Source organism: Methanosarcina sp. UBA411 (assembly GCF_002495725.1).
Taxonomy (GTDB): domain Archaea; phylum Halobacteriota; class Methanosarcinia; order Methanosarcinales; family Methanosarcinaceae; genus Methanosarcina.
Genome location: NZ_DAGK01000016.1, coordinates 14,965 through 30,078, shown reverse-complemented (window position 1 = coordinate 30,078; position 15,114 = coordinate 14,965). Strand labels below are relative to the sequence as shown.

Below are 15,114 nucleotides of genomic sequence, written 5' to 3'. Positions count from 1 at the left end.
GTACATTTATTTTCGGAGTTTTTGTTTTTCGTTAATATCAAGAAGCATCGACTTCAGCTAAAAATTCAAGAGCAGGTTTGAGAAGCAAATTTAGATCCTGTGATATGAACAGATGGTCTCCTTCAACCAGGACAAGCTTTGCACTGGGAATTCCTCCAGCCAGCTCTCGAGTGATCTTCATAGAAACAGCCTGGTCCTTTGTGCCGTTTACAATGAGAGTGGGTGCTTCGATCTGGCCCAATAATTTTCTACCGTCGAAATTCAGGGGTGCTAAGCCTTGCCGGGCGAATGATTCGGGCGTTGGTGGGTACTGCTGTTTGAAAAGAAAGTCTGCACCCTTCCTCATCTGCTTTTTGCCTCCGGGTATTCTCCACATGAGGCCCCAGATCACATTTCTCGGAAACGGAACCCTGTGGAATGCCACATGTAGTACCAGACTCTTGACACGCTCAGGGTATTTGGCAGCAAGCGCCAGGGCTATGCACGAACCCATGGAAGAGGCAATGAAGTGAGCCCGTTTTATTCCCAATAAGTCTAAAAGATCAATTGTATCCTCTGCCATCATCTCAATAGAATAAGGGATATCCGGTTTGTCTGTTCTTCCCGAACCCCGGGTATCGAAGACAATCACCCTGTATTTTTGAGCATATTTATCCAGATAATCGGACTTCCCCTTCCCCTGAGTTATCGAGGAGATTTCAAATCCCAGTCCCTGGATCAATACCAGCGGCTCACCCTTGCCGTGGATCTCGTAGTACATGTTTATGTCATTGACTTTTATTGTCGGCATAACTTCCCACCTCTATCATTTTTTATTATTGATCACTCTTTCATTCCCGATCACATTTTGATTACACTTTCAATAGCATCCGCTATCCCGATACAGGTGCAATATCCGTCTCTTTTTCGTGTTCCCGGTGCTAATCGAATTATTGTTTCTCGATGACGCTGTCGTCTAGGCCCGTTTAATCTGCATCCGGGCGTTTTTCAATAGCGTTGCCGATAAAGAGAAGAAAATCTTTTACAAACTGATGGTAGCTGATTCCTTCGGCTTCGAGTACTGTTTTCCAACCGGGGTCGAGGCAGACAATGCTATTGGACATAAGGGCCATGAAAAAAGCAAGTTCCAATGGGTCAATATCATTCCTTACTGTCCCATCAGCCATACCTTCTCTAAACACTCCATGGTGCAGGAGAAGGTCTTCTTTCATGTGCTCCATAAAAATATGCAGCTCTTCATTCTCCAGTTTCCTAAATAGCTTCGGCCCGTTGGTGCAAACCATCTGATAGTATTCCTTGTTTTCGTGGACGAATTCAAAGTACCTTTTTCCCATCAATTTTGATTTTTCCCGACCAGATAACTTCAGGTCTGCGCACTCCCGGAAAATCTCATGCAGCTCATCTATTTTGCGTAAAATGATGGCAAAGAACAGTGCATCCTTATTCTTAAAGTAAAGATAAAGAGTGCCTTTGCCAAGTTCCACTTCTTTTGCGAGCTCTTCCATGGACACGTTGTCGAAGCCCCTGGAAAAAAATAGCTTTTCAGCGGCATCGATAATAGCATTCTTCCTTTGTTCTTTTTCTCGTTCCTTTCTGTCAGCGGTTGCCATCATCTTCACCATTGTGACCGATATCCATAATATGACCATCAGTCATTATATGAAATAATGTAAATCAATATAAGGATTCCGTTTTATGTTGATTACTTGTACTTAAACTGAATATTCCTGTCCATACAATACTTATTCACGCTTGGAGAGGATCATAGGTTACTGAATGCTATTAAAAGACTCCGCTGATACTGTGCAGTAAAGCAGGAAAAACACCATTTAATAGAAAATAGCATGATGAAAAATCATGCAAAAAATGAATACTATATGAACAGAGTTATCAGCTACATATAAGCGGATGTGGGTTTAGAAGTCAGTGTATCCAAAACTTGAATTCTCTTTGGATGAAAGTGCTTTCAAGTACTTTTATTTATTGTGCCTGTTATTCGAAGAATATCATGTGCGTTTTTTGATTAAGAAAAATTAAATAAACTTTGATATTTAAACTCTTAAGAAGGGGACGCGAATATGGACGCTGAAGAAATTAGGACTATCTTCAAGTTTTCAGCTTTGGAAAAGAATATGATCTCCAGTTTTGGAATCGAAGAAGAGCTGTTTCTTCCTTTTCTGCTTTCACTGAAATCAGGAGGCTCATGGAGTTATGCCTCTGAAGAAACAAAAAGCATCGCAGTAAAGGATGTCATCACTTTTTATGATGATGAGAATAAGATTGGCTATACTCTGGAAAAGATATACTTCTTTGTCGATCCTAAGGTCGTAAAAGAAGAAGGGTTGGTCTCCAGACTGGAAAAGTGCGGGACAAAAGAAGAAAGAGAACTTGTTGAAAGGCCCTACTTTATAACCCTGCAAGCGAAAAAGATCATATTTGCAGAGGTAAACCCAAGCCTCAAGAAAATAACAGTCAGGGAATTAAAGAAAAAACATATACAACTGAAAGGTACCCCGGCATATAGTGCAGCTCATGAGCTGGAGCATCTTGAAAAGGGAGAGGTAAAAGGAATTCCTATATGGATTTTTGAATACGTTAAAGAACAATAAAAATCTCTAGAAGAAGATCAAGCAGATGTTAAAAGTATATGACTCACGTGGTTGAATCTTTTTCTCAAGTTGTATTAAAAATCCTTGTTATTATAAATCGCAATGGGGATAGATAATAGTCAGTCCCGGTTATCTGAATTCTTGTTTTACGAAGGGCCGCCAGACAAGCTGGTAAGGGTGCTTATATTTCCTGTTAATTGAAATACGTTTTCCAGAGTCAAGAGAATTAGGTTTGATTCAGAGTAATAGCTTGTTCTGCATTTTTGAGAGTTAACATGTAAAATTTTTAAAAGATTAAATAATTATAAAGGGTAGAGATTATGCGAAGTTCTGCAGAGCTTGAATATAGTAAATAATGGGTTGGAAGCTGCTATATAGTCAAAATTAAACTTATGGAAATTGTATCGTTGCTTATTGTGGATATTATCGCTGAAGCTAACATATTATGATGACATAATACCTGGAAAAAAGTAGAACATTACTATCTTTATGGAAATTGAGATTTGGCAACAGCAATACAAGTGAGACCTTAATTAAACTATAATTTTATAGGAAGAAATGGATATGCCTCTCACGAAAATAAATGCAAAAATAGCTTTCTTATTGTTTGTTTTTGCCATTTCAACAATATTTATTATCTATTCAGAAAACAGTGGAAAATATCCCGACAATATCCCTGGCAATCTTAGTAATAACTCAACTAATGCCAACGTGAACTCTGGAGATTTAATACAAAAGAAAGTCAGCAATACTAGTTCTGATGATACTGTTATTGTTTACCCTGGAGATTCAATACAACAAAAGATAAACAACATTAATTCTTATGGCACGGTTTTGGTTTACCCAGGGTTATATAAGGAAAATTTGGTTGTAGATAAGCCTTTATCTATATTATCGAAACAAGGTAAACCTGCGGATACCGTGATTCAGGCTGCAGATCCGAAAAATGATGTATTCCACATAACTGCGAACAACGTAACAATTAATGGATTCAATATTACGGGATCACAGGGCAAAGCCGGTATTTATTATACGGGATCTAATGGGAATATAACTGGAAATACATTGGTTTATAATAAATATGGAGCCTTCCTGAAAAGTTCCAGTGATATCATAATTAGAAATAATACAGCGTTTCGGAATGCATTTGGAATTTACCTGAGCAACTCTAGTAGGAATACATTAGAAAATAATGAAGCAAATAACAGCTCACATTGCGGTATTTATATGGAAGATTCCACTGAAAATGAATTAGATTTCAATGTTGCAAACTCAAACAATGAGTATGCTGTGTGTCTCAAAAATTCAAACAATAACTGGTTAACAAGTAATAACATGTCCAATAACGAGCTAAAGGTTGATATAAATGGGATTAATCTTGAAAATTCCAACAGTAATAAACTAATAAGTAATTATATATCAAATAGCTGGAAGGGTGTAGACCTAACCAATTCTTCAGATAATGAGCTAAGCAAAAACAGAGTTTCACATAACTATTTCAGTATTAGCCTTCAGAATTCGAATGATAACAAATTCCTGAACAATACTATTGAATTACATCCATACACGTTTTCAATCACACTTGGGAATTCTCAAAATAATATATTTAAAGGCAACACTGTAGGTTTGAATAAAGAAACTGCAGATATGAATAAAGAAATTAAAGTGTTTTACACCCCCGGCAGTAGAAATAATACAATCGAAGGCGAACTGTATACTTATCATGGAAAAGGAACTGGTGTATTCAGAGTAAAATAATGTACTGAGTTGCTCATAATTATAAAATATCAAAAATAAGTATATAAAATGGGAGAATAGTAAGATTTTCTCCCAAAATTCTTTTTTACAAAATTATTTTTGCCTGATAATATTTTTGACCCGCCTGTCCCATTCCGTAGACTCAAAAAGTTCTTTCAATTCAGGAGAATCATCGATGAAGCAGAAACCCCAGTAAACCGCAGGCAGAAATTCCCGTTTCCACTGCTCTTTCTTCTTTTTGTCGATGAACTGGTAGGTTTCCGAAGATGAGAGGCGGCTTACGAACCCAAGCACCTTCACAAGCTCAGGAATTGTTTTCTGGGCTGAACCCAATTTTAGGCATTTAAGTCTGAGACTGTCTATCTTCCGGGTGTCTGGCTCAAAACCCAGAGTTTTTAAGATCCGGTTTTTCTCGGGCATCGAAAGGTGTCCGCCGTTGTACTTAAGGGAATTCAGGGCTTGAAGTTTCAGCAGCCATTCGACTTCCCCGAAAACCTTTGGTTTGTGCTGCCTTGAAACGTCCCCCAACCTGCGGTCTTCATAGGCTTCGCACTTGAGCTTATTTATATTACCTGCGAGCTCTGCAAGCTCTTCTGCGTCCCTGAGTTCTCTGACTCGGAATCTCAGGGTAGCCCGCATGAGCTCACGCTTTTCCCTCTCAAAAGCTCCGACGTCCTTTTCCTCTGTCAGCGCGAGCAGGCGCGAGAAATATTTTGCTCGAATGGAAGTTGGAGGAAGCCTTACCGGGATTTCCCTAATCTGAGCTCTTTTTCTTTTCCCTTTTCCTTGAGGTCCAAGTTCCACTTTCTTAATCTCGATCTTTCCTTCTTCGATTGCCCGAGCTGCATCGCCTTCTGAAAAAAGTTCTTCAAGGCGGATCTCAGGCTGGAGCATCTGCACCTGGTCAACTTTTTCCCCGGAAAAAACTCCTTCCCCAAAACGCTGGTAGAGAGAGTCAATACTATCTGAAATCTCAAAAATATTGCCCTGTTGCTTTCCTGAGATAGAAGAAAGCCTCGTCACCCTTCCGACCTGTTGTTCAAAGAGCCGCATACTAAGAGTGGGGCGCAGCAAAACGAGGGCTTCAAGTCCAGGAAAATCAAACCCTTCAATCAGCATGCCTACGGTACACAGCACATAGGGGGGTTTTCCTATCTCCCTGAAAGCTGCAAGAATAGCATTTTGTTCATTTTTGGGCAGCTCTGAACTTATAAAAACCGTATCTCTTAACTCACCTTCAGGGGTATAATTCTCAAAATTTACGGGCAGGATAGGCTCGGAGTTCTTTTCGGATTCCTGGATTGAGACTTCCCCATTGAAAACCGAGGAAGTAAGTTTTGCATGGAAAGCATTAATTTCCTCACCGTCAGCCCCTACGCCATAGACACGCTTCCGCACAGGGGCGCAAAACACAAGCGTTTTTGAGTTTTTCTTTTTTATCATAGAATCGTACACGTCTTTTGCAAGCTGGGTTCTACGAACCACCTTTTTCAACTTGTCGGGAGTGCTGCAGTCAAGGAAAAGATCCTGTTTATCAAGCTCGTCAAGCCCTTTTTCAAAATCAAAGATTTCGAAGATATCCTCCGAACTCTCGGCAATCGTATACTTAAGAGGAGCAAGTTCTTCGTCCAGAATGCACTCAGGAAGAGTTTTTGCGTAAACCTCCCTCATATCCCCTGCAATTTCATCCACGAACTTGACATTTCCAACAACCCCCTGGAATGGAGTTGCAGTCATTCCTAGGATTTTTGTCCTTTCCCCTAGTTCATTAAGGAAATCATTTCCTTTATTGTTGATGAAATTATGAATTTCATCCACGATTGCAAGGTCAGCAAGTTCAAGAATCAGGTCTTTGATCTCAGAGCTTTGCTTTCCAAGTATGGTCTGAAGCGAGGCAAAAAGCACAAAACCTTTATCCTTTCCCTGCCCGAAAACTTTCAAAGTTTCAGCAAGTCCTTTTCGGTCCACCTTACTCTCGGATGAGAGAAGCGCGCTGTTGGGAAAAAGGGGCTTATTTATCTTCCTGTCATAATAGGTCTGGCTAAGAAGAGGATTGTTTTTCGAGACAAGGAAAAGTACAAGTTTTCCTTCGTCGTAGTACTTTTTCATTATATGTTTCGAAAGAAAAGTTTTACCCCAGCCTGTAGGAACCTTGATATAGCCTCTTTGATTGGTTTCAAAATATTTCAGAATATCCTTAAATATTTTCTTTTTGTCTTCTCTCAATGGCTCAAGCTCGACGGTTTCCATACCGACTGCGGTTTCATTTAAATCTGTCATCAGTACGCTGTCCTTACACTTTTCACGGTAGAATTTTTTTATATTGTAGAAACTTTTTATTAAATGCAGAAATCCTTTACACTGTAGAAACTTATTCATATCTGCCTAAAACCAGAAAATGTCTTGCAAAGAGGTTTCTGGAAAACTGGTATAGCCACGCAACAGAAAATGCTGCGTGCACAATAAACCTGATAAGAACTAACTCCCCATAACTTACAAATAACTAATAAAAATTTTATTTAACGAATAAAAATTTTATTTCAGAAAACTTAAGTCATGAGCTTTCGTCTAGAAGTTGAAAAGAATAACTCTGGAACTGCTTTCATTTAAAAAGAATCCTTTTTCAATAATAAGAATTACGCTAATATATATGTTATGCCAAAAAGCCAGAAAGAAGAAGTAAATAAGGAATTTTGCTTCTTCTGGCAGCCTCCGAAAAATATACTTGAAAGAGTTCAGAAGCTTTGAAAATGTTTAGAAGAACTTGGGTCTTACAGAAAGGTATTTTGCAAGCGGCAGTTTCTTGTACGGTTTTCCTGCTATCTCACCTCTTATCCGTGCATTAAGTTCTTCAGGAGTAATTTGAACTTTTTTAGGTTTATCCTGTCCGGATTCCTCCCTTACAGTTACATTAATAGTGCCATCTTCAACTTCTTTATCTCCAATGACCACGACGTAAGGGACCCATTCTCTGCCTGCTTCCCTGACTTTCTTTCCTATTGACAAATCGCGGTCATCGATATCAACCCTGCAGTCCAGTTTCTGTGAAACCTCTTCGGCAAAAGCAAAGTGTTTTTCTGAGATCGGCACAATTCTGACCTGGGTAGGAGAAAGCCATACTGGAAGCATTGGAACCTTTCCTTCTTCGGTCTCCATTGCAGCTTTTTCGAGAAGGGCGTAAATACAGCGTTCGATTGCCCCGCTCGGAGAGCAGTGAAGCACTGTAGGCCGTTCCAGTTTGCCGTCAGCACTTACATAAGAAATATCATATCTTTCGGCGTTTTCCACATCAATTTGGACCGTGGAAAGTGCGCTTGCCTTTGCAAGGGCATCTACGAAGTTAAACTCGAACTTGAGCACGAAGTAGAAGAAACGGGTGTCCCACATCTCCACAAGCACGGGTTTATCAACGGTTTTTGCCATATTGACTATAAGTTCTTTATTCGACTCATAAAAGTCCTTGGTAAAACGTATGGCAACCTCATAATCTTTAACATAAATTCCCATATTTTCAAGTACATTGATACAGAGGTCGTACTGCTGTTTGAACTGATCCACAGCCTGATCCATATCCGCGCAGAGGGTGTGCATGTCAGGCATGGTAAAAGCCCGAAGTCTTCTTAAACCTACAAGCTCTCCCCGCTGTTCCTTCCTGAAACTGTAGCGGGTCATTTCGATCATCCGAAGAGGCAGGTTCCTGTAGGAAATCGTCATGTCGTGGTTCATAAGGAACTGCCCGAAACAGGCTGCAAAACGCAGGAACATCTGCCGCTTGTCGGATTCGATAGAATACTGCCTTGCAGGGAACCTATCTAGATATTTCTTCAGAGTAGGATGGTTCATGTCATACATGATAGGGGTTTCAACTTCCATTGCCCCGAAATCGGTTGCGACATCAAGCACGTAATTTTCAAGGAGGGATTTTACAAGTCTCCCTTTAGGGTAATACCGCATATTTCCGGAGTCCGACCCTGGCTCGTAATCCGCAAGCTCAAGTCTCCGCATAAGCTCCACATGAGGAGGAGCACGTTCAACAGCCCTGCTCTTGGAAATTTCATAATTTACAAACTTCTGAAGTTTGGGGTAAGGTGTAAGGTCGAAATTCTCAACTTCGTGAAGTTCTCCATCAGTGGTAAGGATGCGCCAGTAAGACTTTGCAGTACCTTCGGCTTTAAGGGCTTCGGAGACAACCTCTTCTTTTTCCCCGGACGCTTCAACTTTTCCTGCTGCCTTTGTACTCTCTTCAGGGCGTATGCTCCTTGAGAGTTCGGAAAGCGGATGCCCTTTACAGCTGATATTAAAAGCCTTATACCACCCGAAAGGAGCACGTTTTACCTCATACTTACCTGAGAGTGCAGTTTCTATTCCTTTCAGTACCTGTACTGCAACTTTCGGAGAAGAAAGGTCAGAACTTAAGTGAGCGTAAGGGTAGAGCATTACACGGTTGGTTTTGACCTGGGCAGCTACCTTTTCGATTTCGGAAACAGTCTTTTCTATTGTTTCCTCAGGATTTGCCTCGTCTACACTTTCAACAGCCATAAAAGCGGTAAGTGCTTCCTCAAGTCTGCCGGACTTTAAGGACTCTTCAATTTTTTCAGCAACTGGAGTTTGTTTTTTGGTTTCGTATTCAATATAATCAGAGTGAATGAGCAATAACTGCATTCTATCACCTGTTTTCGATTAGCTTCGGCGTGGAAATTATTCCGAATTATTTTTCGGTTGAATTTTTCCCGAATTAGCTTCGGTTTAGAATTTTGTCCGAGTTATTTTGGTTGAATCAAATAATTGATTTATGACAGACTGCGGTCTGTACAGTAAGTAGATCTTGGTTAAAGGAGTAAAGAAGAATATATGACAGTCCTAATATCCTTCAATGATATAAAATAATCCCTTTCGATTGATATTTTTGAGCATATCCTGGAAGTGCTCCACGACCTCCAATGTTTTTTAGCTCACTTTCTAAGCTGATTTCGGAAATTACTTTTCCAAGCCAGCCTTATGTGAGTGTCCCAGGTTCTTGAGGTCTGCGCAGGTCTCGGCAAGTTCGGAATGCGTATGTTCCTGATAAACTCTGTAAGCCGCAACCAGAGCACCTAGGAGAATAGGAGCTGCAAAAAAACCTGCAATCCCTCCGACAAAAGCTCCGCCCAGGAAGGCAAGCATAAGCAGCATCGGGTGAATATGGGATTTCAGGCTGGTCAGGTATGGCCTAAGAATCAGTTCTGGAGGGCCATAGATAATGAGGGAGGATACTATAAAGAAAAGGGCTGCACTTTCAAACCCGGATTCAAGGTACCGCATTAAAGCCAGAGGTGCCAGCACCATGTACCCGGCAAAAAGAGGAATTATCGAAGCCATGAAGATAAGGGTTGAAAGTGCAAGCACATGGGGAAGCCCAAAAGCATAGAAAACTAAAACCGAGGTTACGCTTACTATCAAGGCAGAGTAGGCGTTGCCTATGAAAATTCCTTTAAGGATCATATCTAGGTGAAGTGCATAACGGTTCACAACTCCTTTGTACTCTTTTGGTATCACGCCAAGAAAAGCCAGGTAAAGCCGATCCCCATCAGCGAGTATAAAATAACAGAAAATTATTGAGATTATAAAATTTATAAAAAAGAGTCCGATGCTCTGGGCATATGAAAGAAGTCCTACACTGCCTACTACAGGGAGTAGCGAGGTAAAAAGATCCCATATAGTGGAATTAATTCGTTCTATAATTTTTTCTGGAATGTTTAGAGAATTTATGAAATTCAGAATTGCTGCCGCAACTGCCGTCTGGTTTTCAATAACCCAAGAGACCTGGTTAATTATTTCAATAATGCCTGCCCCGATAATGAATACTATAGGGATGAATATGCAAAGACTGGCAGTAAGAGCTCCGATTTTTCTGTGTTTTTTGAATTTTATTCGGATAGGCCTGGCAATGTAAGCAAAGACTAAGCCCAGTACGATTCCGTCTGCTAGCGGCAGCAGAATTAGAAGCGAAAAGTACAGAAGCAGCGCTACTGCCAGGGCCGCTCCGATTTTCCAGCGGCTGGCGATGATCTGGCTTACTCCATCAGGGGTTTGGCTCGATCTCATTTTTATTTCCGTTTGGATAGGTAGATAATAGCGGTTTTAAGTCGATTTAATAGGTTTAAGTCAAATTAACAGGTTTAAATCAAATATATGCGGAAAATAATATAAGTACAAGATCTAAATTCAATTAGAAAATGCAATATCTAAATATAATTAGGAACTATTTAAAAATATCATAGAGATAAAAAGTCCAGACTTTTGATCAATCACACCTTTGACCTTTGATTCAGGTCAGGTACAAGTTTATCAAAACATCGGGTTACCACACAGGACTCTGTACATTTTCCACATCTGATGCAGGCCTCGCTTACATGCGGATTTTTTCCATTGAGAGAGGCTGCGCCGACCGGGCAGGCTTTTACACAGATCTCGCAGTTTCGTACAAATTCGACAGTTTTCGGAAACTCAATCTCGGTATTCAAGAAGAAAGCTTTGAGTTCCCTTTGCTTAAGGGAAGTGCGGGCAAGATCAAGCACTACAAGGCTGTTTTTTCCGCCGCTGAAAAACACATAGACAGGCAGGTTTCGATATTCGTTCCTGGAAATAATCCCGCGAATAGTATTGATTGCGTTTTTTCAAGCACCTGGAGGTATTTTGGTTTTACTTCCTATTCTTCTGGCTTTATTCATGGTTTATGAGATGCATATAACGTGTAGAATTTTTTTTTATAGTTGCAGATCGTATTTATTGGTGTATTCAATCTGTATGGTTGGATTTGGAGAAAGAAAGGATGATAAATAGTAAAGATGGAACATTAGTGCTGTGTATTGCTATGGCATTGTGTCTATGTTTGATACCATCAGCAATGGCTTCGACCGAAGAACAGCAAACCACCCAAGTTGAAGATGATGCTCAGTTAAAGATAGAAGCTTTGGAGGCTAAGCTGGGTGAGGAAGGAATGCAGAAAATTGAAGATTACTTGGCGCTGCAGGCTTCTTTGCCGGATGTAGTTAAACGTATGCCATTTAGAGGACTTGCTTTTGCTGCTACTGATCCTGAAAGTCAAGCCATTAAAATGGAATATATTGATAACTTCAATGTTTCTGAGACTGAGAAAGAGAGGTATAAAGCTGGACTGCAAGACATATGGGATAGGTATCCGGATAAGATCACAAAGGACGACTATGCTTTCATGAGTGAGTTGGGTCCAATGATTGAAGAAGAGGCTTTAAGGGAACATCCAGTTGTTAGGATAATGTGGTCACCAGGTAAATGTCATCCAGATTTTGCTTATTATGCTTGTGATGGGTCTGCTTATAGAAATTATGCTAGAGATGCAGCTGACGACCCAGATGATTCTTGGTTTGAGCTTCCAGGATATCGGTACTATAATCATTACTGGGACGCTGATTGGAATCTAGGAGGTGCACCAGGTAGATGTGATGGTTATGCTGGTACTGCGCAAATCTGGGTTGATAATGGAATGCTGGTGCAAGCACATCAAGATTTTGGACTTGCCAGTCACTATTTGTCGGATACTGGCAATCCATTCCATTCAGCTGGAGCAGTTAATCAGATTGGGGATTTTGTGGATAGTCTGTTCAGCAGTCAGAATCATGATCTGTATGAAATATACATCTATGATCGGTGGAATACTGGTTATAATTTTGGTGGCTATGTCAGTGGCAATACTCAATCTATTACCGTGACTGATCCAGAACAGGCAGCTAAAGATAATGCCGATTTTAGTGCTCCGTACTTTGATTATATTTGGAATAAAGTGAATGATAACCCTCAGACATTTGTTTCTGATGCAACTGTTGGATACTATACCGCTCAGTGTGTCCGACAAACTGCAAAATATAACCATGGATTGTATGATTACATCATGTAAAGTTGACATAATCTGAAATCGTGTTTATGTTTAAGTAGATGCCTTTGAAGGCATCTCTTTTTTACTACTATTTTTCCTGTATGTGTTAAATCCAAAAAAACGGTGATTGATAACAGGCAAACTATAAATACAGTTGCAAAAATTATAATAGGTAATTAAAATATTACTATATTATATTACTATAGATCAAAAGCAAATGGTGATCTAAGTGGATTCTATTAGTCATTTCATTTTAAAAGTTAAGGGGAAAATGCCTTTTGAGGCTCTTCTTTTCATTATGCAACATATATGGCTTGCTATTTTTGTTTCAACATTGGGCATATCGATAGGGTCAGGAATTATCTTTGGTCTAGACATAGTCGCCTTGGTGATAACGCTAGGGATGTTTGCTCTGTTTTTCGTACCTATAGTCTCTATTAGCCAGAATGTTGTTCAGAGCAAGAAGGATATTAGAAAGGTTTTGTGCTGCGTACCTTTACTAATAGCTGCTGTATATCAAACTATAGTAGTTGTGTTTGGATATACTAAATTTATGCTCTATGAATCTCATCCGGACTCTTTGGTTTATGCTTTGCTACTTCCAATTCAGAAGCTGGCGGAAACTGTAATTTATCCTACAACTGATAAAATATTTTATATGGGCTTTCCTTATAACCAGTTGCCTCAATTTATAGCTTACGTTATTATTTTTCCGATCAGTTTGCTTATTTACTTATTGCCTTCGATAGATTATGACAGGAGAAAGATCACAAAAGAGATGAAACTAATTGCTTTGTTACCACTTCTTTGTATTGCTATTCCGATAATCGTGCAGACAGTTAAGATGAGGCTTGGATTGATCAACGAGCTCATGATTCAATTTTTCTGGTCTGAGATAATATCAAACATAAAATTAATGGGATTCTTTCTGATGATGCCTGCACTAAGTATCTTATATATAAGACACTATCACAGAGTGGTTAGAATTTCTACGGAGAAATTCTAAGATGAATTGGCGAGTTAAAAACACTAAACCAATCACAGAGTTGAACTTGCTTGATTTTGTACTTCAAGTGCATAAGTCCCATAACTATAATCCGAGACTTTTAAAATAAGGTAGAGGTTAATATCCAGACTTTTGATCAATCACACCTTAACCTTTGATTCAGGTTAGGTACGAGTTTATCAAAATATCGGGTTACCACACAGGACTCTGTACATTTTCCACATCTGATGCAGACCTCGCTTACATGCGGAGTTTTTCCTTCTAGAAAGGCTGCTCCTACCTGACAGGCTTTTACACAGATCCCGCGCAGCTTTGTACAAAACTCGACCGCTTCCGGAAACTCAATCACAATGTTCAGGAAAAAAGCTTTGAGTTCTCTTTGCTTAAGGGATGCCCGTGTTAAGTCAAGCACTACAAGACTGTCTTTTCCGCCACTGAAGAACACATAGACAGGCAGGTCTCAGTATTCGTTCTTGGAAATAATCCCGTGAATAGTGTTAATTGCATATTTCCCAAGCACCTGAAGGTGTTTTTTGTTTTACTTCCTATTCTTCTGGCTTTATTCATCATTGTTTATGAAATTGATATGACACATTGGAAAATTTTTTATAATCACGTGTCGTGTTTATTGGTGCATTAAATCTGTATGGTTGGTTTTCAGATAGTGTTTTTGAAATATATTAAAACGACCTAAACTCTAAATGTAACTCGGTGAAAATTGAATGCTATCGTTTTTTGGTCTCTAAATTCACACACATTCACCTTTAATTCCTGCACAAAAGTTCAATAAATTTACGTTTAATTGATAACAACAAAAATTGTGAAAACTGAAATTTTACTGCAGAAAGCGGATTTAAAAACAGCGCTCAAGCAAGATTATTGATAAAAGATTATTGATAAAAGGTAAATTTTTCAGTTCATTATAAATTTATAATAAGTAAACTCGATACTACTTTAGAGCAAAAGCAAACGGTAATCTAAATGGATTTTATTGACCGATTCATCATAAAAGTTAAGAAGATAATGCCTTTAGAGTCTTTTCTTTTCTTTCTGCATTATATATGGTTTGCTGTTTTTCTTTTAACAATCTTTGGAGATATAGTCGCCTTGGTGATGACGCCAGGATTGTTTGTTCTGTTTTTTGTACCGATAGTTTCTATTGGACAGAATATTGTTCAGAACAAGAATGATGTCAGAAAGGTTTTGTGCTGTGTACCTTTATTAATTGCTGGTGCGTATCAGACTATAACAGCTGTGGCTGGATATACTAGAGTTATGAACTACGGATCTCATCCTGATTCATTGCTTTATGCCTTGCTCTTTCCAATTCGGAAACTAGTGGAAACTGTAATCTATCCTATAACTGGTAAAATATTTTATATGGGTTTTCCGTATAACCAGCTGCCTGATGCTATATTCTATATTGTCATTCTTCCGGCTAGTCTGTTCATTTACTTATTGCCTTCGGTAGATTACGACAAGACAAAAATTACAAAAGAGATGAAACTAATTGCTTTATTACCACTTCTTTGTATTGCTATTCCGATAATTGTGCAGACAGTTAAGATGAGGCTGGGATTAATCGATGAGCTTATGATTCAATTTTTCTGGTCTGAGATAGTCTCAAACATACAACTGATGGGACTCTTCCTGTTGATGCCTATACTAGGTATCTTGTATATAGTGCACTATCATAGGGTGTTAGATAAAGTAGTTAGAATTTCTACGGAAAAATTCTAAGATTAGTTGGCTAATTAAAAAACACTAAACCAATCACAGAGTTGAATTTGCTTGATTTTGTACTTCAAGTGCATAAGTCCTATAAATATAGTCAGGAATTTTTTAAA

12 protein-coding genes are annotated in these 15,114 nt (G+C 39.2%); 5 read left to right on the top strand and 7 right to left on the bottom strand.

Annotation, left to right across the window (positions count from 1 at the left end):
- Window positions 1-37 precede the first annotated feature (37 nt).
- On the bottom strand, window positions 38-760 hold the full coding sequence (locus BP861_RS06445) for an alpha/beta fold hydrolase (RefSeq protein WP_292373659.1): 723 nt from the start codon (window positions 758-760) through the stop codon (window positions 38-40).
- A 205-nt stretch (window positions 761-965) separates the two neighbouring features.
- Window positions 966-1,622 carry a TetR/AcrR family transcriptional regulator gene (locus tag BP861_RS06440; protein ID WP_292373657.1) on the bottom strand — a complete coding sequence of 219 codons (657 nt, stop codon included), beginning with the start codon at window positions 1,620-1,622 and terminating at the stop codon, window positions 966-968.
- A gap of 456 nt (window positions 1,623-2,078) precedes the next feature.
- Between BP861_RS06440 and BP861_RS06435 the strand changes: the two genes are divergently transcribed.
- Both BP861_RS06435 and BP861_RS06430 read left to right on the top strand, forming a co-directional pair.
- The gene (locus tag BP861_RS06435; protein WP_292373655.1) at window positions 2,079-2,609 is read left to right on the top strand and encodes a RimK/LysX family protein; all 531 of its coding nucleotides are present in this window, start codon (window positions 2,079-2,081) and stop codon (window positions 2,607-2,609) included.
- A 564-nt stretch (window positions 2,610-3,173) separates the two neighbouring features.
- A complete protein-coding gene (locus BP861_RS06430; RefSeq protein WP_292373654.1) occupies window positions 3,174-4,367 on the top strand; it encodes a right-handed parallel beta-helix repeat-containing protein in 1,194 nt (397 codons plus the stop codon).
- 93 nt (window positions 4,368-4,460) lie between these two features.
- On the opposite strand, the gene BP861_RS06425 is transcribed toward BP861_RS06430, so the two are convergent.
- The 4 genes from BP861_RS06425 to BP861_RS15995 all read right to left on the bottom strand — a co-directional run bounded on the left by BP861_RS06425 (window position 4,461) and on the right by BP861_RS15995 (window position 10,957).
- Window positions 4,461-6,647 carry a DEAD/DEAH box helicase gene (locus BP861_RS06425; RefSeq protein WP_292373653.1) on the bottom strand — a complete coding sequence of 729 codons (2,187 nt, stop codon included), beginning with the start codon at window positions 6,645-6,647 and terminating at the stop codon, window positions 4,461-4,463.
- Window positions 6,648-7,121: 474 nt separating this feature from the next.
- The gene (locus BP861_RS06420) at window positions 7,122-9,029 is read right to left on the bottom strand and encodes a threonine--tRNA ligase (protein WP_292373652.1); all 1,908 of its coding nucleotides are present in this window, start codon (window positions 9,027-9,029) and stop codon (window positions 7,122-7,124) included.
- A gap of 315 nt (window positions 9,030-9,344) precedes the next feature.
- Window positions 9,345-10,451, bottom strand: coding sequence for an AI-2E family transporter (locus BP861_RS06415; RefSeq protein ID WP_292373650.1), 1,107 nt, complete (start codon window positions 10,449-10,451; stop codon window positions 9,345-9,347).
- A gap of 203 nt (window positions 10,452-10,654) precedes the next feature.
- Window positions 10,655-10,957, bottom strand: a complete 303-nt coding sequence (locus BP861_RS15995) for a phosphoadenosine phosphosulfate reductase family protein (RefSeq protein WP_349681006.1) — start codon at window positions 10,955-10,957, stop codon at window positions 10,655-10,657.
- Between the two features lie 221 nt (window positions 10,958-11,178).
- Between BP861_RS15995 and BP861_RS06400 the strand changes: the two genes are divergently transcribed.
- A complete protein-coding gene (locus BP861_RS06400) occupies window positions 11,179-12,282 on the top strand; it encodes a hypothetical protein (RefSeq protein ID WP_292373648.1) in 1,104 nt (367 codons plus the stop codon).
- A gap of 208 nt (window positions 12,283-12,490) precedes the next feature.
- The gene (locus BP861_RS06395; protein ID WP_292373646.1) at window positions 12,491-13,267 is read left to right on the top strand and encodes a hypothetical protein; all 777 of its coding nucleotides are present in this window, start codon (window positions 12,491-12,493) and stop codon (window positions 13,265-13,267) included.
- A gap of 136 nt (window positions 13,268-13,403) precedes the next feature.
- On the opposite strand, the gene BP861_RS15990 is transcribed toward BP861_RS06395, so the two are convergent.
- Window positions 13,404-13,712 carry a phosphoadenosine phosphosulfate reductase family protein gene (locus BP861_RS15990; RefSeq protein WP_349681005.1) on the bottom strand — a complete coding sequence of 103 codons (309 nt, stop codon included), beginning with the start codon at window positions 13,710-13,712 and terminating at the stop codon, window positions 13,404-13,406.
- A gap of 536 nt (window positions 13,713-14,248) precedes the next feature.
- On the opposite strand from BP861_RS15990, the gene BP861_RS06385 reads away from it, so the two are divergent.
- A complete protein-coding gene (locus BP861_RS06385) occupies window positions 14,249-15,007 on the top strand; it encodes a hypothetical protein (RefSeq protein WP_292373644.1) in 759 nt (252 codons plus the stop codon).
- Window positions 15,008-15,114 lie beyond the last annotated feature (107 nt).